This window comes from Vibrio paucivorans (assembly GCF_054053395.1).
Genome location: NZ_CM133231.1, coordinates 1,545,374 through 1,571,560 on the forward strand (window position 1 = coordinate 1,545,374; position 26,187 = coordinate 1,571,560).

Consider the following 26,187-nt stretch of genomic DNA (forward strand, 5'->3'; position numbering starts at 1 on the left):
TGCGTTGTATCCGTGAACTGTTGAGATGCAGCATATGAAATACAGCGGCGCGCGCCGAATACTTATCTATTCGTAGCCTATAGCTTGAGGTTATACCCTAGCTTTAATGACTAGCGTTTTAACTCTCTTGTGTCTCAATTCTAGCTTTGAGTGCAGCGATGAATTGCTGTGCGGTGATAGACAAGGGTTGATGTTCTGCATGTAGGATCGACACGTGCAATGGGATAGGCGGAGTCAGCTCGGCAGCTTTCATTGTGTTTACGTGACTAAACTGCGCGGCTGTCCAAGGGTCTACTACTGCTGAGCCTGCATTGTGTTTTACCAGCTCGGCGGCCGCGCCATAACTTCTGACAGAAATTTGGTGGTGATACTGCGGATGGGTTTTGTGTATAGCTCGGTGAAGTAACTGACCGAGTGGATCGCGAGAATCTAATCCTATGACGGGTAGAGAAGAGTCGAGTAGAGAGGCGAGCTCAACTGATTGACTAGTATCGGTTGTGGGTAGCAAAGCAACCATGTTCTTTGTGGCGAGAAGTTCGCAAGCAATACCTGAAGGTGCGTCGTCACCAAAGCTTACCGCGACATCCAATTCATTTTTCAAAAGCCCTTGGCAAAGCTCATCTCTATTCGCGGTTGAAACTTCGACGGATAAGGCTTGATCCTCACATAATTTGGCTATGACCGAACTAAGCAAAGCACTGGCGAGTATAGGGGGAGCACCAACTCGAAGGTGCAAGCTGCCTTTTTTAACCTTGTTAGTCAGAGAACGAAATTGGCCGAGTTGCTGGTATATCCGTTCGGCTTCCGGAAGCAAGGTTTTCGCTTCTTGAGTCGGCACCAAACGACCTTTTACTCGCTCGAACAATTGAAAGCCGAGCTGCATTTCAGTGTGAGACAGCACTCTTGTAATGTTGGGCTGAGAGACATTGAGGTTTTTGGCCGCACCAGAAATAGTGCCTGCCTGCATCACGGCATAGAAAATTTCGAGTTGTCTCAAGTTCATAGTGATATCCAATGCGGCTGGTTTCTTAAGCATACTATTACAGCAGCAATACGAAAGCTTCAATATGTTGCGAAAATCTAATGAGATCATACGTTTGCCTTGTAGATAGGATGAAATGCTTCGTCAGTCAAATAAAAGTTCCACAATGTGGGAATAGTGTTTCGCAATATGGAATGTTGATAATTGTCACATTAACGTTTTTATCTGGCAGGTATATTTCTCATCATCAACATGAGGTCGTTTTATGAGCAAAGTACAAGGTAACCAGGCGCTAGCTAAAGCATTCGCTGTCATTGATTCGATTGCCGACGGGCACCGTAATCTGAAGGACATCTGCGAGCAATTGGCTCTGCCTAAGTCGACGGTTCACCGTATTTTGCAAGGGCTAATTGAAGCGAGATACGTCCGAGAAGTAAAAGGAATCGGTTTGGTACTGGGTACCAAAATGATTCAACTTGGTATTCGAGCTCAGGCTGATATGCCACTGAAAGAGATTGCTAAACCATACATTAGAGAGCTTGCGCAGCTGACTAAAGACACAGTGCATCTCGGTATTAAAGATGAAGACGAGATTTTTTATCTCGACAAGATCCCAGGACAGCGCCATGTTCAGATGCGCTCCCAAGTCGGGGATCGATTACCACTTGCCGCAACGGGAGTGGGGAAAGCTTTAATGCTTGATATGCCGAAGATGGAATGGCAAAGACTTATCAGTAGACAAACGGCACTGGATGTTGAGCAAATGATGAACCGGATGGAGCAATACGCCAAAGGTGGTTATAGCTTTGACTTAGAAGACAATGATGACCTAGTAAGGTGCGTTGCGGTGCCGATTCGAAATAAATACAACAATATTATTGCCGCAATATCGGTAACCAGTATTAAAGAATATATGCCAGATTCGAGAATGCAGGAATTGATTCCTATTATTACCGAATACTGCGAAAAAATATCAGAGCAGCTTAATTAACGTTCTGTAATTCAACCAATACCCTACGCACACATATAAGTGTGCCAAAAATAAAACTTATTATATTAGGTACGACTATGTCTGGAACAGGAAAAATTCTGGCCATTGGTGGGCTGTTTATCGCCTCAATCATTGGCGCTGCAATCGCAACAAACTCACAGAATAATCAAACAGTGGGCACTCAAGCGTGTGAATCTCAGGTACAAACACTGCGCTTTAGTATGAGCTCGAATAATAAACACCCTATTTATGATGGCGCAGCTAAATTCAAAGAGATCGTAGAGAAATATACTGACTTAACGGTTGATATTTATCCTTCTGCCCAGTTAGGGGACGACAGAGCGGCTATTGAAATGCTTCAGTTAGGCACGCTGGATGTGTCTATCCCTTCAACCGGCCCTTTGGCGAACTTTTACCCTGAATATAACGTGTTTGATTTGCCATTTATGATCACGAGTGAAGCGGTAGCTGACAAAGTGCTACGTAGTCCATTTGGTGATGACATGCTGGCGAGGCTGCAGTCTAAAGGGTTGGTGGGCCTAGATTTCTGGGAAAATGGTTTCCGTCATCTGACTAACTCAAGCAAGTCTGTGCGCAGTATTGAAGATGTTAGAGGTTTGAAAGTGCGTACCATGGAAAGCCCACTTCACCTTGACGCATGGAAGGCGATGGGGGCAACGCCAACGCCAATGGCGTTCAATGAACTGTTTACGGCCTTGCAGCAAGGTACGGTTGATGGACAAGAGAATCCATATCCAAACATCGCTTTGAACAACTTGTATGAAGTGCAAAGTAGCATGACGGATACCGGCCATGTTTACACACCACTGGCGTTGATCTTTAGCCAAGCAACCTGGAACAAGCTGAGCAAGCACGACCAAAAAGTGATTAAGCAGGCAGCGATTGAAGCTGGAGACTACGAGAGAGAAGTGAACCGTAACGTCAATCTAGATAGCCTTGCTACCATTGAGCAAAACATGGAAGTGATTGAATTAACGCCGGAAGCACGTAAAGGATTCCAAGATGCGACGAAGTCAGTCGTTGATAAATACGAGCCAATTATTGGTGCAGATGTGATTAATGCGTTCAAAGCTGAAATTAACAAAGCAGAACAAGAACTTGCCAACCAATAATTTTTTGGCCCCGCTTTAATAAAGTGGGGCGAGGATAAACTTATGCTTAAATGGTTAGATAAATATTTTGAAAATACAGTGGCTTGTATTTTATTAGCCATCATGACGACTGCTATTTTTTTGCAGGTTGTTACTCGTACTCTTGATTATTCTATTTCATGGACAGAAGAGCTCGCTCGATACTGTTTTATATGGCTGGTATACATTGGGATCAGCTTTGCGGTGGCAAAGAAAAGTCACATTAAAATAGAAGCTATAAATATGCTTCTTGATGATAAAGAAAAGAAATACGTATTACTGTTTTCCGATGTCGTATTTTTCCTTTTCTCGTGCGTGATTCTATTTAAATCCACACAGATGGTCATCAACCTATATTCATTGGGTCAGACTTCACCGGCATTAGGGTTACCTATGTGGTTGGTGTATTTAGCGGGGCCAGTCGGCTTTGCTTTGACCGCCTTTCGTTTAATCCAGCAGATGGTGATCACCTCTACTGAACTGAAAGCACTGAGATAGGGAGCTGATTCATGTCTATTTTCATTTTGTTTGCGACGTTTGCACTGCTGGTTTTCTTCTCTGTGCCAATTGCGATCGCTCTGGGTGTGGCAACGCTACTGACCATTTTATCGACGGGTACACTGAGTGTAGATTTCCTAGTCAGCACGCTTATCACCTCCGTGGACTCATTCCCAATTATGGCTGTGCCATTTTTCATCTTAGCCGGTGACATTATGGGCAGTGGGGGTATATCTCAACGTTTGGTGAACTTTGCTAACTCGCTAGTCAAAAACATCACTGGTGGTTTCGCTATCGCATCAATTATCACTTGTATGTTCTTTGCTGCGATATCTGGTTCTGGCCCCGCTACCGTTGCAGCAGTGGGCGGAATCATGATCCCAGCGATGATCAAGTATGGTTATGACAAAGCTTTCGCTACTGCAGTGGTGACTGCTGCTGGTGCGATTGGCGTCATGATCCCACCAAGTATTCCAATGGTGATGTATGGCGTTTCGGCTAGCACTTCCATCGGTGATTTGTTTATCGCCGGTATTGTCCCTGGGGTTTTAGTTTCTTTCTGTCTGATGGCCTACGCGTATTTCTATGCGAAGAAGAATGGCTACAAAGGTTCGGATGAGCCATTCTCGCTCGCCGAAGTGTGGACACAGTTTAAACACGCTCAGCTAGCCCTGCTTATCCCAGTGATCATCTTAGGGGGCATCTACGGTGGCGTCTTTACGCCAACTGAAGCGAGTGTTGTGGCGGTGGTTTACGGCCTTGTTGTTAGCTTGTTTGTTTATAAAGAAATTACAGTGAAAGATTTACCTCAAATCTTCACCAAATCTGTGATTACTTCTGTCATCGTGTTGATCATCGTGGGTACGGCGACAGCGTTTGGTAAGTATTTAGCGCTGGAACAGATTCCGACCCAAATTGCTAACGCTATGCTGGCATTCTCTGAAAGCAAAGTGGTGTTCATCTTGCTGATGGTTGCACTGTTACTGGTTGTTGGCTGTTTCATGGAGACGGTTGCAGCAATCATTATCCTGATTCCGATCCTAGTTCCAGTCGCAATGCTGTTTGGCTTCGATCCTGTCCACACCGGTATCATCATGGTGGTGACACTCGCAATAGGTTTCATTACTCCACCACTCGGGCTAAACCTATTTGTAGGTTCCAGTGTTTCAGGCGTTTCAGTTGAGAAGTTATCTAAAGCCATTATTCCGTTTTTCATTGCAATGCTTGTTGCGCTCGCGTTCGTGGTGTTTATCCCACAGATCTCAATGGCATTGATTTAAGTAAGGTTCAAATTATGAAGATTGTTAACGTCATTCCTCATGCTATTTCGGTTCCTCTGGATACGCCGTTCTACTTCGCGCAAGGCTGGGTTCACAACCGTAGTGCTTTGATTGTCGAAGTGGTTACTGATGAGGGCGTATCTGGTTGGGGGGAAGCCCTGTGTCATGGTTTACAGCCACCGCATATTGCAGCAGCATTTATTGAGCACGTATTTAAACCAATTTTGGTTGGTCGTAATCCATTTGATGTCGAAGTGTTGTGGGAAGAAATGTACAACACAACAAGGCCATATGGACAAGGCGGTTCAGCGGTGAATGCGATTAGTGGTGTCGATATTGCGCTGTGGGATGTGATTGGTAAGTCTCTGAATCAGCCAATTCATGCGTTGATTGGCGGAGCATTCCGCAAAGAAGTCATGCCTTATGCGACGGGTTTTTATCGTGTTGCTGAAGGCAACTATCCGCAAGATGCGATTGCAGAAGCGCATCGCTACGTGGATGCTGGCTTCAAAGCATTTAAGCTCAAAATCGGTTTCGGGGTTGAAGAGGATATTCAGTTCATGCGCGCGATTCGAGAAGCAGTCGGTGATGATGTGCGCATCATGGCGGATGCAAATGGCGCCTATAACTCGGCAGCGGCACGTCGAATCATCAAAGAAACCGAAGACCTTAATTTGTACTTCTTAGAAGAATTGCTGGCACCGGAAGATCTTCAAGGTTACCAACAAATTAAGAATCTATCGAAAACCTATATTGCTGCAGGAGAACAACTGTTTGGCAAAATGGGCTATCGCCCATGGCTTGAAGGCCGAGCCCTAGATGTGATTCAACCTGATTTGTGCTCCTCAGGGGGGATTACAGAGTGCAAGAAGATTGCAGCGATGGCGCAGGCAAGCCAAACCATGATGATCCCACATGTATGGGGTTCGGGGGTGGGTATTGCCGCCTCGTTGCAGTTCATTGCTTCTATACCTTCTTCGCCTCTTTCTTTGAATCCAGAAGAGCCGATGCTGGAATTTGACCAATCTTCTCACCCATTCCGAAAGGATCTGATATGCGATGGTATCAAAATGGAAAATGGCATGGTTCAGATTCCTACTAAGCCGGGTATTGGGGTAGAAGTGAATCGAGACATCATCAATCAATACAAAGTTAACTGATCGGCGGAGAACAATAACAATAATGAACAGAGTAGATTGGCTAATTATTGATTGGGGCACGACCAACTTTCGCGCGTTTGCGATGCAAAACGATGGCGTGCTCATCGATAAAATTGAAAAGCCCTTAGGGCTTTTGCAAGTTGCTGACGGACAATTTGCCATTGAGCTAGAGAGCACCTTGAAAGCCTGGTTAGGTGAGTATCAACATCTACCAGTCTATATGGCTGGAATGGTTGGTTCCGCTCAAGGTTGGGTTGATGTGCCTTACGTGGCCGCGCCAGTGACACCGAATCAATTGGCACAAGGTGCACATCAATTTGTGCTTCCTTGGGGGGCGAACGCAACCATTATTCCTGGGGTGAGCTATCAAAACCTGCAGGGGGACTTTGATGTCATGCGTGGAGAGGAAGTGCAGCTGTTTGGTTTACAGAAAATGCTTGATAAAGCCTCTTTCACTGCAGTTCTACCCGGTACACACAGCAAACACGTTAACGTAGAACACGGAGAATTGACCGAGTTCCGCACTTATATGACGGGAGAGATGTTTTCTGTTTTGGCTGAGCATTCAATCCTTGGTCGCGGCTTGCCTCAGCAAGTGGTGTCGGAGCCTGCTTTTCTGCGTGGTATCGAAGAAAGCGGTGGTAGTGACTTTACGGCGAAACTGTTTGCCGTTCGGACGCATCGCCTGTTTGGCAGGGTAGCGCCAGAGGAAGTGCTCGACTACTTATCGGGGCTACTCATTGGGCAAGAACTTAAAAACCTAGAATCTAAGAGCTTATATCTGGTTGGAGGGGAAGGACTCTGCCAGCGATATCAGATTGCTTGCGATGCTTTGAGCATAAAAAGTCAGCACGTGCATGGTGACGATGCATTTTTAGTAGGTATGAGACAAATTAAGCAGGTAATGAGTAATGACTAACAACGACTTTAAATTAGAGCAGCACCTACCTTTGGTCGCGATCATTCGCGGTGTTCAGCCAGAAGATGCAATAAGAGTGACTCAGATTCTGATCGAAGAAGGTTTCACTATGATCGAGGTGCCTCTCAATAGCCCTGACGCATTGACGAGCATTAAACGTTTAGTAGAACATTTCGGTAGTGATTACCTCATCGGTGCTGGTACAGTAACGACGCCGGAGCAGGCGAGATCGGTGATTGAGACAGGTGCAAATCTAGTGGTGACACCTAATTTCAATGAACAAGTTGTGAAGATGTCCGCTCTAGCCGGTTGTGTCACATTCCCTGGCGTAGTAACGCCAAGTGAAGCGTTCGCGGCTCTCGCTGCTGGCGCAACAGGGCTCAAGTTGTTTCCGATTTCAATGCTTGGCCTCGACGGCTTCAAAGCGTTGAACTCGGTACTGCCTAAAGGAACGATCTGCTTCCCTGTCGGGGGGATTAATCCTAGCGTGGAAAGTATGAAGCCTTATTTAGACTTAGGTGCGAAAGGATTTGGATTAGGTGCTTCACTGTACAAACCAGGCCTGTCGGATGACGAAATTCGAGCGAATGCGAAAGGGTTTGTCGAAGCATTAGCTAACGTATAGAAGTGTTTAGCTAGAAAAAGTAAAAAGCTAGAGCTCTGCTCTAGCTTTTTTGTGCGTGGAATATACTTATCCCTATTGATCTGCCAAGTGTTCAAGCACATATGGCTCTATTTGCGTCAATATACTGGAACCATGTTCTGACGCGGTATTGATCAACACCCAGCCGTCGGTACCCATAAACTCGGCGTCGTTGTAGGTCAGCGTTGGAGGCTGTTCTGATTCCGAAATGTCTCCTGATAAACGGAAAATACCTATGGGTGTGTTAATTCGGCTGATGTTGAATTTCAAACGGAGCTCTCAATAGTATCTGTAGGATGTGGAGGTGGAGGTGGATTTAGTTAAGCATAGCGGATTGCTTTTAACAACTTTGAAATATTTACAGTGCGCTAAAATAACTCTTGGCAGTGTTGTTACACTGACAATAATTAATCTTTTCAGGATGTCGTATGGATTACTACCCAACCGCTGAAATTTTAGCTGAGCAGCGTTTTGGCTTCGGGCCCCGACTTAATCAGCCTCGAGTAACTTCAGTGTCTGAGCAATTGCTGGCTAGTACGTATACTAGCGCGGCCGTTATTGACCTACCAAGTACGGCAGCAACTCTGAATGATATCGCTGAGTTTAATAAAAAGAGACGGCAACTAAAGCAATCTCCTGAGAAGCGACGTGAAGTCCAAAAGCAGCTCAATCAATATTTCAATCAAAGCTATATGGCCCAAATGGCGGCCCGTAGTGAGCAAACGCGTCGTACCCCTTATGGCTTTCAAGAGCGGTTAATTCAGTTTTGGGGCAATCACTTTGCGATATCTGCAGATACCCGCAGAGTAAAGCCTATTGTCGCCGGTGTTGAGAACGAAGTGATTCGTAAGCATTGGAACGGCAATTTCGTTGACATGCTGGTGGATGTGACCAAACACCCAACCATGCTGATGTTTTTAGATAACCACATATCCATAGGACCAAATTCGAAAGTCGGTAAGAAACGAGGTAAAGGCCTCAATGAAAACCTTGCTCGGGAAATTTTAGAGCTGCATACCCTTGGGGTGAGCAGCAGCTACACCCAGCAAGATGTAGAAAATCTCGCCAAAGCGATTACAGGCTGGGGGGTTAAGTTTGCCCAACCTAACGCGGGTTTTCGTTTTTCAGCTGGTACTCATGAACCTGGCAGCGTAACGGTTTTCGGTACCCGTTATTCACAAAGTGGTGTGCGACAAGGAGAGAATTGCCTTAGAGACCTTGCGCTACACCCTGATACGGCCAAGCACTTAGTGACCAAGCTCACCATGCACTTTATCGGTGATACCCCGAGTGAACTGGTCGATGAACTAAGTAAAATCTACCTGAAATTTGAAGGGGAGTTGACGCCGGTGTATCAAGTCTTGGTTGAGCATATGGCGTCAAATAGCCCGAAATCAGTGCGGTTTCGAACTCCACAAGAGTGGTTGTTTGCCGTGCTACGCAGCAGTGGAGTGAGTGTGCCAGATAACGTCAACTTGTTAAGGACGTTAGGGCAGCCCCCCTTTGTCGCAGGTTCACCGGCTGGTTGGTCTGATTCTGATAAAGATTACAACAGCCCTTCTTCGTTGGTGCAAAGGTGGCAAATTGCGAATAACTTAGCGGCAGCAACTATCAAACAGGCTAGGAAAAGGGGAGGTAAACCTGACCAGCTGGTGAAAGACATTGTCGCTAACTTGTATGGGTCTGATATCGACCAGCATACGCAAGTTGCGTTAGAAAAAGCCGATGGTTTAGCGATGAAGTTATCTCTGCTTTGGCTCAGCCCCCAGTTCCAGTATCGATAGGAGTATGATGCGATGAATGAATCTAAGTACGATATTGGAAGACGTTCGTTTTTGAAATCTGTTGCGGCGGTTGGCGCATGCTCCGCGTTACCTAATTTGGCTTTTGCTAAAACCGACTCCAGTAACTTGTTGGTTTGGATAACGCTTCGCGGTGCGATGGATGGTTTGAACGTTGTGGTTCCGTATTCTGATCCCGATTATTTGCCGAGCCGTCCAACTATTGGTTTAAAACAGAGCCAATTGAACAAGTTGGATGGAATGTTTGGCCTGCATCCTAACCTAAAACATGCTTACGATTGGTTTAATTCGAACGAACTTGCCATTGTTCATGCCGTTGCGACGCCTTACCGCCAGCGCTCACATTTCGATGGTCAAAAAGTGCTTGAAAATGGTACGAGTGATCCAATGCATAGGGAAGGTTGGCTAAACCGGTTACTGCTGACAAACAGCCAATCGAAAGGTATTGCTATTGATGCGGGGTTGCCGCTCATTATGCAAGGTGACGAATCAGTAAGCAGTTGGTACCCAAACAACCTTAAAGTGAGAGACAGACAAGCTCAATTACTTGAAGAACTGTTTCAAAGTGATCAAGCGTTGTCTGAAAACTTTATGGAAGCCATGGAGATAGAGAAAATGGCTGGTGAGGCGATGACAGGGCGACAATTCTCTGCGCTCGCTTCACAGGCGGGCAAATTTTTAACCGCTGAAAACGGCCCTAACATTGCTGTGCTAGAGCTTGGAGGCTGGGATACTCATGCAGGGCAAGGCTCGGTCGCAGGTCGTTTGCCCAACCAGTTGAAAAAGTTGGATCAAGGCTTAGCGGCACTAAAAAAAGCGTTAGGTCCACAATGGCAAAAAACTGCAATTGTGATTGCCAGTGAGTTTGGCCGCACCGTCAAAGAGAATGGCACACAGGGGACGGATCATGGTACCGCGAATGCTGTGTTTATTGCGGGTGGAGCCGTAAGCGGTGGGAAAGTGATCGCAGACTGGCCTGGATTATCTGAATCCCAGCTTTATCAAGGGCGAGATCTTGCCCCAACCGCAGATATGCAAACGGTTATTAAAGGCGTGCTTCGGGATCATCTTGGGGTATCAGAAAGCAAACTTGATTCGATATTCCCTGAAAATGATGAGAAAGGAATGGCTGGGCTGATAAAAGTTTAATACTGTGCACAAAGAAGCCGCCTAGTATAGGCGGCTTCTTTCATGAATTAGGCTCAAATTAGCCCCAGTTTAATCGCTGCCAATTGGCTGTCTTCTGCCCATTGTTTGTTACTAAATAATGGTTTAGTTGCTCACATGGGTTAACGAGATAAACGTGGTCGGCGTGCAGACACAGCGGAAGATCGTTAATTGAATCCGTGAAGAAATGGATGCTGTCGTAGCGTTTGTCGGTTGCCGCTAACCATTGTTTCAAGCGCGTCACTTTCCCTTCTCGGTAGCTGGCAGTACCGACGACCTCGCTGGTAAAGTGATGGTCTTGCTCTTTTAAGTCGATTCCAATGGCTTGCTCGATGCCAATTTTGTCTGCAACTGCTTCAACCAAAAATGCAACGGAAGCCGATATGATCAGCATGTCGATTTGGTCGCGTTTTAACTCGGTAATTAGCTGTTTTGCTTGGGGAAATAGCTTAGGTAACACATCGCGTGTTACACATTCTTCTACCCACTCCATGACTTGCGCTTTTGGATGGTGCAGCAAAGGGGCCATGCAAAACGTAAGATACTCTTCCATGTTCATTTCACCGCGAGCGTACAGCGCCATTAAATGCTCATCTTGCTGCAAGAAATTTGGGTCGGACACAATGCCTTTTTCCACCATGAACTCGTTCCAAATCATGGCGCAGTCGCCGTTGATGAGAGTTTCGTCTAGGTCAAACACGTATAAAGGCTGGGTCATAAGTGAGTCTCTTTGTGGGATGAAGTGAAGCAAAAAACGCAAGCATAGCGCGAGTTTATGTCAGTTCTATTTCACTCTCTAAGTAGCGAAAAAGTACGCAAGTTAGTGAATAGTAGACGATAATTGTACAACTGACAGCAAGTCAGATGGAGCGAGGAAGCGGAATGCATAGGTTTCGGTGGCTAATTTGGGTAGCAATCATCGTCCCGAGTGTTGTGTGGATCACGCTGCATTTCACCGCAACCCAGTGGTGGATTGAAAACTTAATTGGTGTACCGAGTTTGCTGCTCGCCTACTATTTAATGCTGACTCTGTTCTTTGTACTTGCACGGTTGTGGCTTTATACCGCGTTATGCGCGTTGATGTGCGCCGCGTTAATTCTGATTACGCCGCCCAATAGTCGTGTAGTGACGGCCAATTGTTCTTCCCCCGTGACAGTGCTTCAATACAACATGCTTTATTACAATCCACATGTGAATGAATTCATTAACTATCTATTATCGCACCCGACAGATCTTGTGGTACTCCAAGAAGTTGCACCTGAAGATGGCGAAAAGTTTAAGCTACTCGATGATATTTACCCCTACCAGTATGGAGGTTAGCCCGAAGTCGGTTACCCATCAAGTCAGATGATTTTGAGCCAAGCGCCTTTAGTCGATATGTCTGTCTTTCATACGCCTGATGGTCAGAACGTCATCTCTGGTACTTGGCGACCGGTTTCCGGCAAAAGGATTAAGCTATTAACTGCGCACCCTCCGTCACCACGGACCAAGGAGTTATGGTATCGACGCAACGCACTGCTACGAACCATTGAAGCGATGATAGAGCAGTACCCAGCGGATGAAATGTTGGTGATTGGGGATTTCAATTTGTCGGCCAATAGCCGTCGATTTAGCGCCTTGTTCCCTAGTTTCGAAACGGCACCTGTAGCCAGTTGGCCGAACTGGAATCCCCTATTTGATACTCCAGCGTTCACCATGATCGGGATTGATCATTTATGGCTCAAATCGCGTAAATCTGGTTGGCGGATTTGTTCCCGCCGCGCAGACAGTTCTATTGTTGGCTCTGACCATAGAATGGTGAGAACCAAGCTGGGTTATTAGGGAGCGAAGCCCAAAATGGAAGTGCGGTTTACTTAAACTCGTAGGTGTAGGAAATGCCCCAGCGATTATTTTCACCAAAGTCATCTTCTGAGACGACACCATAAAAATTAAACGATTGAGCATCAGTCAGTTTGTGGCTTAATCCTGCACCAAACCAGTACCCCGAGTAGTCATCTGACCCCATTGAACCACCACCAAAACCCATTAGAGTCCATTTCTTGGTGAGCGGTTTTAAGCCAAACATGCCCAGGTAGCCACCGTGGCTTGAGGCAGGCATTAATACGTAGTCCTGCTCTAGGTTGTTGTCATCGAAATGAGCAATTTCCCCATCGTTATAACTGTAACCAGCCATAGGAAATAGTTGCCAGCCTAGCGGTTCAATACCGAAGTAGTCTAATGGAACAAAAGTGCCGATACTGTAATTATTTCGGTAGCCGTCGTCGTCGTATTCAGCGCGGCTAAAGTTGAAGTTAACGATACCCATGGGCAACAACCATGAACCACCGACTCGCCACTCTTCGCCGTCGGCATTAATGCGTGCATTAATCATACGTGCATCATCAAGGCCGATAGAGCCAGATATCTGCAAGCTTTCGCTATAGGCGAGTCCAGCTTTAGTGACAATTTTAGTTGGGTCTTCGTGGTGTTTTTCTTCAGCTTGTGCGCTCAATGCGCACAAGCTTATGGCCATAAGGCCAGATAAATATAGAGAGTGCTTCATAAGTTAGAAAGTGAGGTTCATCCCAACGAAGTGGATGCGGCCTTCAAATGTACCGTTGATACCAATTCCAACGTCTCTGCGTTCAGTGATCTCAACACTGCCAAAGTCGGCGTATTCGTAGAACACATCAAAGATGTAACCATCCCATTGTGTGCTGGCACCTAATGAGTAACGGTATTGCTCTCCTACAGGTAGGTCGACCCACTGTTTCGTTGGGTCATCCTGTGGTGAGGTTTCATACGAGAAACCAGCTTTTAAGCGCCAATCGGCATTGAGGCGGTAGTCGGTGCCAATTGCAAACTTCCACACATCATCCCATTGGCGATCGATGGAGTTCAATCCAGCTGGATTGCTTGGTAAATAGCCAAAATCAAATACGGTTTGATCCCATTCACTCCAGCGGTGTAATTGAATGCTGGCCAATAGGTTTAAGTCGCTGGTTGCAGCATAGCTGGCGCTAACGTCCACAATGGCTGGAACGGCTAGGTCAGAAGCGACAACATGAGTACTCGAACTAGCGGTTTTTAAGTTCGTGGAAAATTCGTGTTCAACTTTAGAGCGGAAGCTGACACCTAAGTCGAGCTTATCGCTGTACTTATACATCACGCCAGCATTGAAACCGTATGCCCAATCAGAAGATTGCTCTAGCTGCGCTGAGCCCATCCCCATTTCTAGTGATGCCCAGTTAAATTGCGCCCCTAGGCCCCAAGAGACTTGGTCGGTTACGCGGAAACTTAACGCTGGGTTAAACTGCAGTGCAGTTAGGGTGATATCTGTCATTAAATTGCTGCCAGCCCAGTCGTGGCCGTAATCAAGGCTAGAGCCTCCAACGGTTCCAAAGGCGAGGCCAAGGTGAACATCGTCATTCAATTGGCGAGCATGAAAGACCGATAACGATGGCATTACGGTATGCGCTTTACCATTGTCGGCTGGGTCGCCAGTCTCGTGCTGGTATTTCATTTCTAAATCGAATGCCGTGACGTTGACAGTCGTCAGGCTTTCACCCATGTGTGACATGGTCGCTGGGTTAGTCCACATGGCAGCCGCGGATTGAGTGTACACGCCGTCACCAGCTCCTGTGGTACCCGCGTTGGCAACGACGGCTTCTTGAAGAAATAGACCACTGGCATTTGCGGTTGAAGCGGTGAATATGGCTGCGCTTAAAAGAGAAAGAGTAAAAATAGGCGCGAGTTTTGTCGTGAATGAATTGCTTTGCAAAGCTTTAGTCGATGCTTTGCGGCGGTTCAGAGGGTTGTGTTCAGTCTGCATGGTTGTTCCACTTATTAGGAGGCATCCATGCTCCAAATGTGTCGAAGAGATCCGTTCTCATCGACTATGTTGTTATCGCTCACTAGGCCATGCATATTGTAAGGAAATACGTGATTGCTTTAGGAATAACCATTATTCCTTGCGGCTATATTTCTTATGGAGATAGAGCAAATAAATGGGTTACGTAGAGCAATGTCGTCACTCAGGCTCTAGAGTGAGAGCCTGAGCAATGATGACTTATACGATAAACTGGTTCATCGCTTTCGATTGCTGTTTACCCAGAGCATTTTGCTGCTCGATAAGCTCCGAAGTATGGTCAGTCCGTTGGGCTATTTGGTCAGACAAATCCTTGATTGTGACAGTATTTGAGTTGATCTCCTCTGCGACCAAGCTTTGCTCTTCCGCAGCCGATGCGATTTGAATATTCACTTCAGCGATTTGCGACACAGAATTCTTAATATTCGCCAGAGCTTCACTCGCTTGCTGCGCCTTCTGCACGGTTTCTTCGGCAAGTTGGAAGCTGGTGGTCATTGCTTTTGACGCGCTATTAGCGCCTTGCTGCAAGCGCTCTACCATTTGGCGGATTTCGTCGGTCGACTCTTGTGTGCGCTGGGCTAGGGTGCGTACTTCATCGGCGACTACCGCAAAGCCTCGGCCTGATTCACCGGCGCGAGCGGCTTCAATGGCTGCGTTCAAGGCAAGTAGGTTGGTTTGATCGGCAATACCGTTAATCACATCGACGATGGTTTCAATGCTTTCGGTTGAGTGCGCGACTTCACTTACCGTACCTGCAGCAGCTTCTAATTCTTGCGCTAAGCGATCAATCGCATCGGAGGTTTCTGACACCAGGTCGGCGCCTTCGCTGGTCGATAAGTCCGCTGTTTGAGTTGACTCTGCCGCATGCTGAGCATTTTGAGCCACTAAGTTAGAAGTGGTCGACATCTCGTTCATGGCCGTGGCTAACTGTTCAACTTCTTGAACTTGGTTGTTCAGCAGTTGATTCGACTCGCTGAATGCAGATTTCGCTTGCTCCGATACGTCTGACACGGTGTCAGCGGTTTTTTGCGAGCTTTGCACTAATGACTGAATGGCGGCGACAAAGGCATTGAAGTTTTCCGCCAGCATCTTGAATTCAGTATCGCTATTGGTCTCTAGGCGTTTGGTTAGATCACCATTGCCTGACGCAACATTTGCCATGGCTTGATTGAGGTGCCCAAGCGGTTTTGTTAACCAGTTAAGTACAAACAGGAAAATGATGGAAACGATAACTAATGCCACACTGGTCGCTGCAATAGAGTAGTTTCTAATGTCGTACAGCATCTCATGGGCTGAGTCGTAGTCGAGAATCATACCTACGTACCAGTCCTCGCCGGGAATTGGTTCGAAGTCCAAGTAGGTACGTTTGCCTTGTACATCGGTCACAATAGGCTTGGTGATGATCTCAGCGTCATTAAGCACTCGAGCCATTGGAGCGCCGTTGAAGCGTTCATCTGGGTAACTGATTAAGGTGCCATTTTTGTGCACGATAAACACCATGGCATCGCTATTTTTATTCAGGTGATTGGTGTTATCGAGGTGAATCTTGCTCGAAAGGTCAGACAGATCAACATCGAAGAAGGTTGCGCCGATCAGCGTGGATGCGTCGTACACTGGGTAGGAAATCGAAACCAAAATTGCGCCCGTTCCCTCATCTTTGTAGGGTTCGGTAATGGTGCGTGCTTGGTTGCGTACCGCATCTTGATACCAAGGACGGCTGCGAGAATCCCAATCACCAGGTGGTGTCCATTGAGTGTCGTTGTGCAAGATAGAGCCATCTTTGTGGTAGCCGATACCTGCAGTGACAAAGGTTTGTCGGATCGAATTGGTGGTGAGCAATTGGCTATTTGGCGCGTGGTGTTCACGGGCCAGTTGCTCCGTAACGTATTGGCTAAGTGCATACTTTCCTTGCAGACTTGCGGCGACCAATTTAGACACATCTTCCAGAGTTCTATCAATTTGCTGCTCGATGGATTCTTCGACACCGCTACTTACCGCTTTATATTGGATCAGCGATAAAATACTCAGTGCCACGACGCTGATGACAGCGCCGGCTGCAACGATCTTAGTTGTAAACTTCACTTTTGACTCGTACGTTATTTATAAAAACGTAATTAGATGCGATTCAAGTCATTAAGTGGGAATAGTCGATATTCCAAACGAAATAGGCGAGTAGCCAAGAAGTTGTTTTTTATAGAAATAATCGGGTCTACACTACGCGGCTTCGATTGTTTGAGTCATTTTGCTAAATGAGTAGTGATGTAAGTAGATATTTCAAACATTACTTTCGGCATTGATGGCACAGTGCATACGAATAGGTTAATTTTAATAAGAAATAACGAACAAGGATAAAAATGAACGACTTAAATGCGCTTCATGTGTTTTTAGCCTTAATGCAAACACGTTCTACTCAGAAGGCAGCGAAAAAGATTGGTCGCTCTCAGTCATACGTTTCCAAAGTGTTGGCTCAGCTGCGAGAAGATTTGGCGGATCCGCTTTTTCTTCGCGAAGTATCAGGCCTTGTTCCAACCAGTTATGCTGAATCGATAGAACCCAAAGTACGTAATGCGCTCGATCAACTGGATTTGGCAATCGCACCTGAAGTGTTTGATCCCGCAAAGCTTGAAAAAATAACGCTGCACTTAGTCGAGCCATACCTTATCCAAATTGGCAAAGAGCTGATTGAAGAGATCCGTAAACACACGAGTGCGCTTATTGAGCTTCGCCAGTGGGGAGAGCACAGTGAAGAGCTGATTTTGCGTGAAGAGGTTGACCTCGGCGTACACGTGATTAACGACAAACCGCAAAGTTTCTACCAAAAGCGCATCCACTCTGGGGCCGGATATTTTGAAGGCAATCAGCAGGGCGAGTACGTTAAGTTCATTGTTTCGGGCGTGAATGAACATGCCGATCATTTCAAAACCCTCGACCCTAATGTCGAGGTCGGTATCATCGTCGACAGCCACCAGTTAATGGCTCAGCTGATGGACGATTGTTTTACTCTGAGATACGAACCTTACTACGATGCTAATGAGCAGCATCAGCTGAATTTAGATGTTGCGCTGATCAGCAAAGCATCGCTGCGCCATGCGGCTAAGCAGAAGTGGTTGTCTGAGATTATCGAAAATATTATCGATCGCTATATCGAATCGTGGGTAAGGCCAAGTGAATTAAAAAAGGAAACCAAATAGTTGGTTTCCTTTTTCGTTGCTCATTAAATTGAGCCTAGCCTGACGTTGTTATTTCTATTGCTATTGTTATGGCTATTTAGAATGGCGAGCTTTATAGAGCAGACAAGTAAGACTTGTACGCTTTAAGCCTCACAGTCGCACCACCAATGGTGTCCATAAAACCAAGCGCAGAGTGCGGTTTCTTCGCTGACACCCAACCTGAACCTGTTGCACCGATTGGTACGTTGTAGCCTGCTGGTTCTTCAAACTCGATCACGATAGTACGGCCATGAGAACCTGTGTTGGCACCAACGTGGCGACGAACACTTTGCGAACCGTTGATTGGCGATACACTCGCTTCACCTGTACCGGTTGTTACACTGTGTACACGTCCGCGGAAAATCTCACCTGGATACGCATCAACATAGAACTCGGCAAATTGACCTTCTTCAATACCGCGATAAGTTTGGTCGGCGATACGCATTTCAACAAACTTCTTGTTGGTGTTGTAAAGGTGCATGTTACCAATTCGCGTGCCTTCTGCGATGTTAGTAATTGAAAGCTGCCCATCAAACGGAGCGCGGATTTCGCGGCGCTCGTTTTGCCACTTTGCCGTCGCCATTTGGGCATCAAGATTTAAGATTTGTGCATTAACCGATGCGATCTCTGCTTCAGTAGACTCAATGCGAGTGCGCACGTCATCACGTTGATATTCTTGTGCGTAGTCATCGAGTTTTTCTAAACGAGTCAGGTTTTTTCTATCGTTATTAATTTGGTGCGTGAGCGCTAGGATTTCAGCTTGCGCTGCATCCTTTTGTGCTTGTAAGCCTTCTAGCTGATGCGCCGTATCTTCAGTACGTAAGGTGTAAATTAGGTCACCTTTTTTCACCATTTGGTTATGCACAACAAAGATTTCTTCGACTTCTTGGCCAATAAGTGGGCTTAAAACCGCATGTGGAGCTTTCACTGTGGTACTGTCGGTCAAATCCGCAGGTGACCAAAAACGGTGAGCGGTAAATAGCGCTGCGGCTAATAGCACGCCTGTACCGACGATGATTACCGCATTTCTGAGTGTCCACTGAACAATCCCTGCTTTTACCAAAATCCAACAAATCAGTACGTAAGGGAGCATAATCTCTTTCATGGCTTATTCCTCCGTAGATTTTGCAGGTTTACGGCCGTTACGAATGATGTTCGACATTTCTGCCGCAAGCACATCCCAACGAGCGAAGGCGATAATGATGGCGAGAACCCACCACGTTTTATCGATGAACAAGCCGCAAAGCGATAGAGCGAAAACGATCTGTGTGTGTGCACTCGACATTTCTGCTGCTTTGTGGACTGCGACTTCATGCAATTGCCAGAATAGGTAGACGGTATAAATGAGGATGGCAACCGTGACAAAAAAGACGAATCCCATAAAGATTTCTGAGTCGAGTAACTTCAAGATGGTTGGATAACCATTAGAAAAGTACTCTTCAGGTAAGTCTTTACCGTGAATTTTGCCCAGCTTTGACAACAGTAGCGATGCACCAACAAGAGTGCCAATGGCAATGATGGCTTTAAAAAGAAAAAGTAGGGTGTTTTTGACTATCCTTTGCAGTTTATTGCCCGAACCCTCCGTTGGGACAAGCGCAGCGTTATTGGAAGACATGATAGGTTTTACCTTAATTATTGATCTATCAGCTACCTTACCTTGGAGTGGTATATCTTGTGGGAATAGTGATTATTCCAGACATAATCGAGAAAAATTTGAGCGAGATTAAGAACAGTACGTAACGATATGTTACGTACTGTGTCAGAACTTAAAGTGATTTAAGTTGCGTAAGTACGTGGTGAAGGGACGGTTGGATGCTGTGGCCAAGCGCTAGCACTTCTGGGCAAGGTTCCACTAAATCAGGGACTTGGAAGGTAGTCATGTTAGCGGCAACAGAAGAACGTACGCCATTGTTTGAGTCTTCAAACGCCACACATTGGCTTGGCTCTACATTGAGTCTGCTCGCCGCCAATAGGTAGATTTCTGGATCTGGTTTGCCGTGGGTCACTTCGCATCCAGTCGTGATGTTAGCAAAATAGCCATCTAACCCCGCAAGGCGAAGTTTGATTTTTGCGACGTCTTTTTGCGTAGAGGTTGCAACGGCGGTTGGGATGTTGTTTGCCTTTAGCCACTCAAGTAGTTCAATCACGCCATCTTTGACTGGAATGGCTTCGTGCTTGACGATCGAATCGTAACGCTTACGCCACTCAGCATGTAGGCGATCCAGGTTGTCACCGTACGCATTACGTAAAATCTTATCTATGGTGACTGAGTTACAGCCAATGATTGAGAGATAAGCTTCTTGGAGAAAGGGAAGGTTTTGCGCTTCACAAGATTGTTTGAACACGCGCATACAGACTTGCTCGGTATCGAGCAGGAGTCCATCCATATCAAAAATAGCCGCTTGAAACTTCATCAGTACTTCTTTATCTCATGGGACAGGAGGCCACTATTGTTGCACAGTCAGACACACGGGCGGAATGCCTTTATGTCAAATTCGCCATAAATCTAGTCACTCTCAGAGTTAACTTTGTTAATTATAATTTTGTTAGTTATTTTGCGCGGAGCCGATGGACAACTAAACTTTGTAGACGAATCCATCTTGCGACATGGTCGCAACCTCTAGGGGGATATATGGCTACCCAGATCATTCAGCACTTCTTTCATGCCGACTCTGGCACCATCAGTTACGTTGTTTCCGATACTCACACTCGTGAAGCCATCATCATCGATCCGGTTGCCGATTATGATGTAACAACCAATAAGGTCAGCTTTGAGTCGGCGCAAAAGATAGTGGATTACTTGGACGCCAATCAACTGCATGTCACCGCGATTATGGAAACGCATGTCCATGCCGATCATCTTTCAGGATCCTTCCATTTGAGCAAAGTGCTTGGCGCGCCGATTCATATTTCGGAGAAGGTGAAAGAGGTCTACTCCTCGTGGAAAGACGAGCTTGCGTTAAGTGAGATGTACCACTTTGAGCACTTGCTGCTGGACCAAGAGCATTTGGATTTTGGCGATTCGCACTTGGAAGTCATTGATACCCCGGGGCACACACCATCGGACGTTACGTACAAGATAGGTGACGCGCTGTTTGTTGGGGATTCATTATTCCATCATGGGACCGGGCGGGCTGATTTTCCGGGAGGGAGTGCTGAAAAGATGTTTGAATCGCTGCAAAAGCTCTATCAACTTGAAGACAGCACCGAAGTCTATTTGTGCCACAACTACCCGGATGATGAAGAGCACTTGATTCACAAAACCACCATTGGTGAAGAGAAACATGAAAACTCTTTCCTCACCGACCACACATCAAAAGCTGATTTTGTTGAAAAGCGGGAATCTCGAGATCACGAATTAGCGCAGCCCAAGCTTATCTCACCTGCACTGCGCTATAACCTAACGGCAGAAAAGCCAACCAATGAGCGTTTAAATAGGCACTAATGCTCAAGGAGTGAACTTACGCTCTAGGCCGCATTAAGCTGCTGGTAGTTACCGAGCAATGCTTGATAGAAGTTGTTGTCACTTAACGTTCCAATTAACTGCTGGCCTTCAACCAATAGTAATGGGTTACCGGTACGAAGTTTGATTTCTATGGCTTCTCGCATATCGATGTCTGGAGACGCGGCGACAATCATACTCTCGTTGAGTTGCTCTATATCCATCGTCACTTGCTCCCAATGGATGAGCTGTAATTCACTTTGCTGGTGGAGCTTTAGAACGTTGTTTTCGTGCCCAACCCATAACTCGGATTCAGAGCAAACTTGCCAGCGTTTACCTTGCGATTCCAATTCATCAACTGGTTGCATCAAAGAGCGGCCTTTTAGTACGTTGAGTGGGTTGGTGTGAGCGACAAAGTTTTTCACGTATTGAGTCGCTGGGTTAAGAATAATATCTTCAGGTTGCCCATGTTGAATCAGTTTCCCAGATTCCATGATTGCGATGTTATTACCAATCTTAAGCGCTTCATCTAAGTCGTGGCTAACAAACAGAATGGTTTTGTTTAACTTACTTTGAAGCTCCAGAAGCTCTTCTTGTAGCTGGGCTCGAATCAAAGGGTCTAGCGCTGAAAAAGGTTCGTCCATGAGCAGAATGTCACTGTCCATCGCAAAGGCACGAGCGAGGCCGACACGCTGCTGCATCCCCCCAGATAATTCATGAGGGAACTTGTTCTCCCATTCATCAAGCCCAACCATCGTTAGTTGTTCACGCGCTTTTTCACGGCGTAGCTTTTTGCTCATGCCCTGCATTTCAAGGCCAAATGCAACGTTATCTAACACGGTCAGCCATGGCATTAAGGCAAATTTCTGAAACACCATTGAAACGCGGTGAGTTCTTAAATGCTGCATGGTTGCGTCATCGCAGTTGGCGAGTTCCACTGCTTGGTCGCCATCTTTGATCTTCAAAGACCCACGGCTAATGGTGTTTAGCCCATTTACCGCGCGCAACAAACTGGACTTGCCCGAACCAGATAGACCCATAAGCACGCAAATCTCGCCTTCTTGGATGTTCAAGCTAACGTTATCTACACCAACAACTTGCCCTGTTTGGTCGATGATTTCTTGGCGAGCTAAACCTTGATCGAGTAAAGACAACGCATGTTCTGGTTTGTCGCCAAACACCACGTCGAGGTTAGTAATTGAAATGGCATCCATGATTAAACTTCCTTACTCTGTTTTGGTGTTTTACACAGACGATCGAGGATGATCGCGACAAGAACAATGGCCAGCCCTGCTTCAAAGCCCTGTGAAATGTTGACCGTATTCAATGCTCGAATGACGGGTTTACCAAGTCCATCAGCGCCAACTAATGCCGCGATCACCACCATCGACAGTGACAACATGATGCATTGCGTGACTCCGGCCATAATATTCGGCAGTGCGGCGGGCAGTTCGACCTTGAACAGCAATTTCATCTTGCTGGCACCAAACGCTTTACCTGCTTCAATAAGCTCTTCTGGTACTCGAGTGATGCCTAGGTAAGTAAGGCGAATAGGGGCAGCGATAGCGAATATGATGGTCGAGATTAATCCTGGAACAATCCCTAAGCCGAACAGAACCAATGTGGGGATCAGATACACAAAGGTTGGTACTGTCTGCATAAGATCGAGGATAGGGCGCATAATGGTGTACAGCCAAGGTCGATGCGCTGCCATTATGCCAAGTGGTACGCCAATTAATACGGAAATCGTTGTCGCTGCGAAGACGAGAACAAAGGTTTCCAGCATTTCTTGCCAGTAGCCGAGGTTAAGAATCAGCAATAATGCACCAACGACAAACACCACCAGAGATACTTTGCGGTGCAAGTACCAAGCAATTGCCGCCGTAATGGCCATTGGCAGTGCAGGGGGCATCCATTTAAATACATCGACTAGGAAAAGAATCACGGTTTCTAGGAAGAATGAAATCGCATCAAACAGCCCTGCTGCATTGATGGTAAGCCAATCCACCCCGTTTTCCATCCAAGTGCCTAAAGGGATTTTATTGTCTGTTATAAAGTTCACACGAGCGCCTTTAAGAAGGTGGGCAGTGTGCCCACCTTGTCCTTGTTGTTAGGGTCTGTTGATCTTTCACGGTTAAATTTTGTTCGAGATAAAATCGTTTTAGGCGAGGCGAAGACCGTGTAGCCTAGTGATTCTAAGCAAATAGTCTTCAACAAAGTATAAAACGATTTTAACCGAACCCTTCGGGCAGCCTTTGTGGTTCATTTCTACTGCGTTATCGGCTTCTCATGTAGGCTAGCTACACATCAAAGCCTCTGCCTTGTAGAAATTTCCCACAAAGTGCTGCAAAAATCAGCTTGAAAGTTCAACAGACCCTAGGAGTTTTAAGATTTAAATTGCGTTAGGTAAGTCGTTACCGCTTCTGATGCAGCCGCACCATCTTTGGTAGTGACGTTGTCTAACCAAGCATCAATGGCCTGCGGGTTTTTAATTAACCACTCGCGTGCTGCTTTGGCTGGCTTTTCGTTTTGGTTAAGAATGGCTTCCATCAACTGGTTTTCCATTTCTAGGCTGAACTGAAGGTTTTCCAGCAGTTGACCGACGTTCTTACATTCTGCGGTGTAGTTTTGGCGAACATTGGTGTAAACATTCGCACCACCGTAGTTCGGGCCAAAGAAGTCGTCGCCACCGTCTAGGTATGCCATATCAACATTGCTGTTCATTGGGTGTGGAGCCCAACCTAGGTACACGATCCATTGGTTGCGGCGAACGGCGCGAGAAACCTGCGACACCATGCCAGCTTCGCTGGACTCAACCAAAGAGAAATCTTTTAGGCCAAACGCGTCATCGTCGATCATAGATTGGATTAGGCGGTTGCCATCGTTGCCCGGCTCAATGCCGTAGATGCGGTCTTTAAACTTGTCTGCGTGCTTTGCGATATCAGCAAACGACTGAACGCCAGCATCGTAGACGTATTGAGGAACGGCAAGCGTGTATTTTGCCCCTTCCAAGTTTGCGCGCACGGTTTCTACCGTTCCTGCTTCGCGGTACTTAGCGATGTCGCCTTCCATGGTTGGCATCCAGTTACCAAGGAAAACATCGATATCGCCGTTTGCCATTGATGAATAGGTCACAGGCACGGAAAGCAGTTGAGTTTGAGTTTTGTAGCCTAAGCCGTGCAAAAGTTCTGTGGTCACAGCAGTTGTTGCGGTAATGTCCGTCCAGCCCACATCGGCAAAACGAACCGTCTCGCACGATTGATTCGCAGAGACATTAAATGCGGCCAGAGAGCTTAGCCCGATAGTAATGATTGTCTTTTTAGACAGAGACATAATGTATTCCTTGTAATGATTACTGACTTTCTTATTGTTGCTATGTTGAGAATGGTTGAGCGTTAGTCGATGACTCTTAACGGCTCCTTCTCGCGTTGTTTGGTTTGCCAATCCGGTGCGATCCAAACCGGTGCTTGTTCCTGCGTAAGCATTGGCTTTCCTAAAATCATGTCGGCGGCGCGTTCGGCGACCATAATGGTCGGCGCGTTCAAATTGCCGTTAGGAATGGTTGGGAAAATCGATGAATCGACGACACGCAATTGCTGAATTCCACGCACCTGACAATGTTCATTGAGCACGGCCATAGGATCGTTATCTGCGCCCATTTTGCAGCTGCATGAAGGGTGATAGGCACTTTCGACGTTCTCTTTCACCCAAGCGTCAATGGCGTCATCGGTGGTGATGTCGAATCCCGGTTGGATTTCTTCACCGCGATAGCTGTCCATGGCGGGCTGATTAAGAATTTCACGCGTCAATCGAATGCAGTCGCGCCAGTCTTGGCGATCTTGCTCGGTCGAGATGTAATTGAACTGGATTTCTGGCTTAGCGGTTGGATCACTGGAGGTGATTGAAACACTGCCTCGGCTTTGCGGTTTATTCGGTCCTACATGCACTTGGAAACCGTGACCATCAAATGCGGCTTGTCCGTCGTAGCGCATTGCTGCTGGCAAGAAGTGATATTGGATGTTTGGCCATTTTAGCCCTTCACGAGAGCGGATAAATGCGCATGACTCGAAGTGGTTAGTTGCGCCTAATCCAGTGCGAGTTAAGATCCACTGAGCGCCAATTTTGCCTTTACTGAACCAGTCGAGTTTGCTGTTGAGCGTAATCGGCTGCTTACAGTGATATTGGAAATACACTTCAAGGTGGTCTTGCAGGTTTTGTCCAACGCCCGGTAAATCGTGTTGAACTTCTACACCTGCTTGTTCGAGCACCGCTTTCGGACCAATCCCCGAAAGCTGAAGCAGTTGTGGAGAGCCGATAGAGCCAGCACAAACGATCACTTCTTTCGCCGCGTTAGCTTGGGTGATTGTGCCTGACTTTTGATATTCCACGCCTGTTGCCACTTGGTTTTCAAGCAACACTTTGTGTGCCACCACGCCTTTATGTAGCGTTAGGTTAGAGCGCTTTAGCGCACGCCTTAGGTAGGCGTTAGAGGTTGAAGCACGTACCCCGCCGTCGACGGTCATGTGCATGGCACCAAAGCCTTCTTGCTGGTAGCCATTGTAGTCATCGGTTTTCGGGTAGCCTGCGTCGCTGCCTGCATCGATAAAGGCTTGATACAGTGGGTTGAGCGCCATGTCGTTACCATTACAGGTGCCAACCGGGCCGTTTCCGCCACGATATTGGTCTTCGCCTTTCACCCAATTTTCTGCACGGCGAAAATATGGCAAACATGCTTGGTAGTTCCAGCCTTCAGCGCCTTGTTGCTCCCATTCATCGAAGTCACAAGCATGGCCACGAACATAAACCATACCGTTAATCGAAGAGCTACCACCGAGCACTTTACCGCGAGGACAGTGTAGCTTTCTTCCATCCAAGCCTTGCTCTGAATTGGTTTCAAACTGCCATGCATAGCGTTCACTGTTCATAGGGTAAGACAGTGCTGTTGGCATTTGAATGAAGATACTTTTGTCTGTGCCGCCCGCTTCAAGTAGTAGAACGCTGTGCTCGCCAGATTCAGTAAGCCTGTCAGCGAGGACGCAACCGGCTGAACCAGCACCAATTATGATGTAATCGTATTGCATGATGTGATCACCCAT

The 26,187-nt window shown here is 46.7% G+C and carries 26 protein-coding genes; 13 read left to right on the plus strand and 13 right to left on the minus strand.

The genetic code is table 11. The features are described 5' to 3' along the window. Window positions 1-118 precede the first annotated feature (118 nt). The gene (locus ACXABW_RS22385; protein ID WP_457525610.1) at window positions 119-1,003 is read right to left on the minus strand and encodes a LysR family transcriptional regulator; all 885 of its coding nucleotides are present in this window, start codon (window positions 1,001-1,003) and stop codon (window positions 119-121) included. Window positions 1,004-1,247: 244 nt separating this feature from the next. On the opposite strand from ACXABW_RS22385, the gene ACXABW_RS22390 reads away from it, so the two are divergent. From ACXABW_RS22390 to ACXABW_RS22420, 7 genes are all read left to right on the plus strand, one after another. After that, on the plus strand, window positions 1,248-1,973 hold the full coding sequence (locus ACXABW_RS22390) for an IclR family transcriptional regulator (RefSeq protein ID WP_457525611.1): 726 nt from the start codon (window positions 1,248-1,250) through the stop codon (window positions 1,971-1,973). A 77-nt stretch (window positions 1,974-2,050) separates the two neighbouring features. Beyond that, window positions 2,051-3,106: a TRAP transporter substrate-binding protein gene (locus ACXABW_RS22395; RefSeq protein ID WP_457525612.1), complete on the plus strand. Its 1,056-nt coding sequence runs from the start codon at window positions 2,051-2,053 to the stop codon at window positions 3,104-3,106. Window positions 3,107-3,148: 42 nt separating this feature from the next. Then, on the plus strand, window positions 3,149-3,622 hold the full coding sequence (locus ACXABW_RS22400; RefSeq protein ID WP_457525613.1) for a TRAP transporter small permease: 474 nt from the start codon (window positions 3,149-3,151) through the stop codon (window positions 3,620-3,622). A gap of 11 nt (window positions 3,623-3,633) precedes the next feature. Further along, window positions 3,634-4,902, plus strand: a complete 1,269-nt coding sequence (locus ACXABW_RS22405) for a TRAP transporter large permease (protein ID WP_457525614.1) — start codon at window positions 3,634-3,636, stop codon at window positions 4,900-4,902. A 14-nt stretch (window positions 4,903-4,916) separates the two neighbouring features. Then, a complete protein-coding gene (locus ACXABW_RS22410; RefSeq protein WP_457525615.1) occupies window positions 4,917-6,062 on the plus strand; it encodes a mandelate racemase/muconate lactonizing enzyme family protein in 1,146 nt (381 codons plus the stop codon). A 22-nt stretch (window positions 6,063-6,084) separates the two neighbouring features. Further along, window positions 6,085-6,981: a 2-dehydro-3-deoxygalactonokinase gene (locus ACXABW_RS22415; RefSeq protein ID WP_457525616.1), complete on the plus strand. Its 897-nt coding sequence runs from the start codon at window positions 6,085-6,087 to the stop codon at window positions 6,979-6,981. Next, the gene (locus tag ACXABW_RS22420) at window positions 6,974-7,606 is read left to right on the plus strand and encodes a 2-dehydro-3-deoxy-6-phosphogalactonate aldolase (RefSeq protein WP_457525617.1); all 633 of its coding nucleotides are present in this window, start codon (window positions 6,974-6,976) and stop codon (window positions 7,604-7,606) included. The genes ACXABW_RS22415 and ACXABW_RS22420 overlap by 8 nt, the downstream gene beginning before the upstream one ends. Window positions 7,607-7,678: 72 nt before the next feature. Here the strand turns inward: ACXABW_RS22420 and ACXABW_RS22425 are convergent, their stop codons facing one another. Further along, window positions 7,679-7,894: a hypothetical protein gene (locus ACXABW_RS22425; RefSeq protein ID WP_457525618.1), complete on the minus strand. Its 216-nt coding sequence runs from the start codon at window positions 7,892-7,894 to the stop codon at window positions 7,679-7,681. A gap of 158 nt (window positions 7,895-8,052) precedes the next feature. On the opposite strand from ACXABW_RS22425, the gene ACXABW_RS22430 reads away from it, so the two are divergent. Together ACXABW_RS22430 and ACXABW_RS22435 are read left to right on the plus strand one after the other, a co-directional pair. Then, the gene (locus ACXABW_RS22430; protein ID WP_457525619.1) at window positions 8,053-9,408 is read left to right on the plus strand and encodes a DUF1800 domain-containing protein; all 1,356 of its coding nucleotides are present in this window, start codon (window positions 8,053-8,055) and stop codon (window positions 9,406-9,408) included. Between the two features lie 12 nt (window positions 9,409-9,420). After that, a complete protein-coding gene (locus ACXABW_RS22435) occupies window positions 9,421-10,575 on the plus strand; it encodes a DUF1501 domain-containing protein (RefSeq protein WP_457525620.1) in 1,155 nt (384 codons plus the stop codon). A gap of 58 nt (window positions 10,576-10,633) precedes the next feature. Here ACXABW_RS22435 and ACXABW_RS22440 read toward each other — a convergent pair whose 3' ends face one another. Continuing rightward, window positions 10,634-11,311: an HAD family hydrolase gene (locus tag ACXABW_RS22440; protein ID WP_457525621.1), complete on the minus strand. Its 678-nt coding sequence runs from the start codon at window positions 11,309-11,311 to the stop codon at window positions 10,634-10,636. Window positions 11,312-11,475: 164 nt separating this feature from the next. Here ACXABW_RS22440 and ACXABW_RS22445 point away from each other — a divergent pair, with 164 nt between their 5' ends. Both ACXABW_RS22445 and ACXABW_RS22450 read left to right on the plus strand, forming a co-directional pair. Then, window positions 11,476-11,913: a hypothetical protein gene (locus ACXABW_RS22445; protein WP_457525622.1), complete on the plus strand. Its 438-nt coding sequence runs from the start codon at window positions 11,476-11,478 to the stop codon at window positions 11,911-11,913. 33 nt (window positions 11,914-11,946) lie between these two features. Then, complete coding sequence (locus ACXABW_RS22450; RefSeq protein WP_457525623.1) at window positions 11,947-12,414, plus strand: hypothetical protein; 468 nt, start codon at window positions 11,947-11,949, stop codon at window positions 12,412-12,414. A gap of 28 nt (window positions 12,415-12,442) precedes the next feature. On the opposite strand, the gene ACXABW_RS22455 is transcribed toward ACXABW_RS22450, so the two are convergent. The 3 genes from ACXABW_RS22455 to ACXABW_RS22465 all read right to left on the minus strand — a co-directional run bounded on the left by ACXABW_RS22455 (window position 12,443) and on the right by ACXABW_RS22465 (window position 16,522). Next, window positions 12,443-13,105, minus strand: coding sequence for a hypothetical protein (locus ACXABW_RS22455; protein ID WP_457527180.1), 663 nt, complete (start codon window positions 13,103-13,105; stop codon window positions 12,443-12,445). A gap of 33 nt (window positions 13,106-13,138) precedes the next feature. Continuing rightward, window positions 13,139-14,404 carry an OmpP1/FadL family transporter gene (locus ACXABW_RS22460; RefSeq protein ID WP_457525624.1) on the minus strand — a complete coding sequence of 422 codons (1,266 nt, stop codon included), beginning with the start codon at window positions 14,402-14,404 and terminating at the stop codon, window positions 13,139-13,141. A 237-nt stretch (window positions 14,405-14,641) separates the two neighbouring features. Further along, complete coding sequence (locus ACXABW_RS22465) at window positions 14,642-16,522, minus strand: methyl-accepting chemotaxis protein (RefSeq protein WP_457525625.1); 1,881 nt, start codon at window positions 16,520-16,522, stop codon at window positions 14,642-14,644. Between the two features lie 272 nt (window positions 16,523-16,794). On the opposite strand from ACXABW_RS22465, the gene ACXABW_RS22470 reads away from it, so the two are divergent. Further along, entirely contained in the window at window positions 16,795-17,631 is an 837-nt protein-coding gene (locus ACXABW_RS22470) for a LysR family transcriptional regulator (RefSeq protein WP_457525626.1), read from the plus strand. A gap of 91 nt (window positions 17,632-17,722) precedes the next feature. Here the strand turns inward: ACXABW_RS22470 and ACXABW_RS22475 are convergent, their stop codons facing one another. From ACXABW_RS22475 to ACXABW_RS22485, 3 genes are all read right to left on the minus strand, one after another. Beyond that, entirely contained in the window at window positions 17,723-18,754 is a 1,032-nt protein-coding gene (locus ACXABW_RS22475) for an HlyD family secretion protein (protein WP_457525627.1), read from the minus strand. A gap of 3 nt (window positions 18,755-18,757) precedes the next feature. After that, window positions 18,758-19,264, minus strand: coding sequence for a magnesium transporter (locus tag ACXABW_RS22480; RefSeq protein WP_265687834.1), 507 nt, complete (start codon window positions 19,262-19,264; stop codon window positions 18,758-18,760). A 151-nt stretch (window positions 19,265-19,415) separates the two neighbouring features. Next, complete coding sequence (locus tag ACXABW_RS22485; RefSeq protein ID WP_457525628.1) at window positions 19,416-20,063, minus strand: HAD family hydrolase; 648 nt, start codon at window positions 20,061-20,063, stop codon at window positions 19,416-19,418. Between the two features lie 218 nt (window positions 20,064-20,281). Here ACXABW_RS22485 and ACXABW_RS22490 point away from each other — a divergent pair, with 218 nt between their 5' ends. Then, entirely contained in the window at window positions 20,282-21,094 is an 813-nt protein-coding gene (locus ACXABW_RS22490) for an MBL fold metallo-hydrolase (RefSeq protein ID WP_457525629.1), read from the plus strand. Window positions 21,095-21,117: 23 nt separating this feature from the next. On the opposite strand, the gene choV is transcribed toward ACXABW_RS22490, so the two are convergent. From choV to betA, 4 genes are all read right to left on the minus strand, one after another. Next, on the minus strand, window positions 21,118-22,305 hold the full coding sequence (choV, locus tag ACXABW_RS22495; protein ID WP_457525630.1) for a choline ABC transporter ATP-binding protein: 1,188 nt from the start codon (window positions 22,303-22,305) through the stop codon (window positions 21,118-21,120). Window positions 22,306-22,307: 2 nt separating this feature from the next. Beyond that, window positions 22,308-23,153 carry a choline ABC transporter permease subunit gene (gene choW / locus ACXABW_RS22500; protein WP_252033235.1) on the minus strand — a complete coding sequence of 282 codons (846 nt, stop codon included), beginning with the start codon at window positions 23,151-23,153 and terminating at the stop codon, window positions 22,308-22,310. Window positions 23,154-23,476: 323 nt separating this feature from the next. Further along, window positions 23,477-24,424: a choline ABC transporter substrate-binding protein gene (locus tag ACXABW_RS22505; RefSeq protein WP_457525631.1), complete on the minus strand. Its 948-nt coding sequence runs from the start codon at window positions 24,422-24,424 to the stop codon at window positions 23,477-23,479. Window positions 24,425-24,486: 62 nt separating this feature from the next. Beyond that, window positions 24,487-26,172, minus strand: a complete 1,686-nt coding sequence (betA, locus tag ACXABW_RS22510; RefSeq protein ID WP_457525632.1) for a choline dehydrogenase — start codon at window positions 26,170-26,172, stop codon at window positions 24,487-24,489. Window positions 26,173-26,187: the final 15 nt, after the last annotated feature.

Excerpts from the sequence above, each read along its gene's own strand:
- ACXABW_RS22385 (WP_457525610.1), bottom strand. The coding sequence starts at position 1,003 with ATGAACTTGAGACAACTCGAAATTTTCTATGCCGTGATGCAGGCAGGC.
- ACXABW_RS22390 (WP_457525611.1), top strand. The coding sequence starts at position 1,248 with ATGAGCAAAGTACAAGGTAACCAGGCGCTAGCTAAAGCATTCGCTGTC.
- ACXABW_RS22395 (WP_457525612.1), top strand. The coding sequence starts at position 2,051 with ATGTCTGGAACAGGAAAAATTCTGGCCATTGGTGGGCTGTTTATCGCC.
- ACXABW_RS22400 (WP_457525613.1), top strand. The coding sequence starts at position 3,149 with ATGCTTAAATGGTTAGATAAATATTTTGAAAATACAGTGGCTTGTATT.
- ACXABW_RS22405 (WP_457525614.1), top strand. The coding sequence starts at position 3,634 with ATGTCTATTTTCATTTTGTTTGCGACGTTTGCACTGCTGGTTTTCTTC.
- ACXABW_RS22410 (WP_457525615.1), top strand. The coding sequence starts at position 4,917 with ATGAAGATTGTTAACGTCATTCCTCATGCTATTTCGGTTCCTCTGGAT.
- ACXABW_RS22415 (WP_457525616.1), top strand. The coding sequence starts at position 6,085 with ATGAACAGAGTAGATTGGCTAATTATTGATTGGGGCACGACCAACTTT.
- ACXABW_RS22420 (WP_457525617.1), top strand. The coding sequence starts at position 6,974 with ATGACTAACAACGACTTTAAATTAGAGCAGCACCTACCTTTGGTCGCG.
- ACXABW_RS22430 (WP_457525619.1), top strand. The coding sequence starts at position 8,053 with ATGGATTACTACCCAACCGCTGAAATTTTAGCTGAGCAGCGTTTTGGC.
- ACXABW_RS22435 (WP_457525620.1), top strand. The coding sequence starts at position 9,421 with ATGAATGAATCTAAGTACGATATTGGAAGACGTTCGTTTTTGAAATCT.
- ACXABW_RS22440 (WP_457525621.1), bottom strand. The coding sequence starts at position 11,311 with ATGACCCAGCCTTTATACGTGTTTGACCTAGACGAAACTCTCATCAAC.
- ACXABW_RS22445 (WP_457525622.1), top strand. The coding sequence starts at position 11,476 with ATGCATAGGTTTCGGTGGCTAATTTGGGTAGCAATCATCGTCCCGAGT.
- ACXABW_RS22455 (WP_457527180.1), bottom strand. The coding sequence starts at position 13,105 with ATGGCCATAAGCTTGTGCGCATTGAGCGCACAAGCTGAAGAAAAACAC.
- ACXABW_RS22460 (WP_457525624.1), bottom strand. The coding sequence starts at position 14,404 with ATGCAGACTGAACACAACCCTCTGAACCGCCGCAAAGCATCGACTAAA.
- ACXABW_RS22470 (WP_457525626.1), top strand. The coding sequence starts at position 16,795 with ATGAACGACTTAAATGCGCTTCATGTGTTTTTAGCCTTAATGCAAACA.
- ACXABW_RS22475 (WP_457525627.1), bottom strand. The coding sequence starts at position 18,754 with ATGAAAGAGATTATGCTCCCTTACGTACTGATTTGTTGGATTTTGGTA.
- ACXABW_RS22480 (WP_265687834.1), bottom strand. The coding sequence starts at position 19,264 with ATGTCTTCCAATAACGCTGCGCTTGTCCCAACGGAGGGTTCGGGCAAT.
- ACXABW_RS22485 (WP_457525628.1), bottom strand. The coding sequence starts at position 20,063 with ATGAAGTTTCAAGCGGCTATTTTTGATATGGATGGACTCCTGCTCGAT.
- ACXABW_RS22490 (WP_457525629.1), top strand. The coding sequence starts at position 20,282 with ATGGCTACCCAGATCATTCAGCACTTCTTTCATGCCGACTCTGGCACC.
- choV (WP_457525630.1), bottom strand. The coding sequence starts at position 22,305 with ATGGATGCCATTTCAATTACTAACCTCGACGTGGTGTTTGGCGACAAA.
- ACXABW_RS22505 (WP_457525631.1), bottom strand. The coding sequence starts at position 24,424 with ATGTCTCTGTCTAAAAAGACAATCATTACTATCGGGCTAAGCTCTCTG.
- betA (WP_457525632.1), bottom strand. The coding sequence starts at position 26,172 with ATGCAATACGATTACATCATAATTGGTGCTGGTTCAGCCGGTTGCGTC.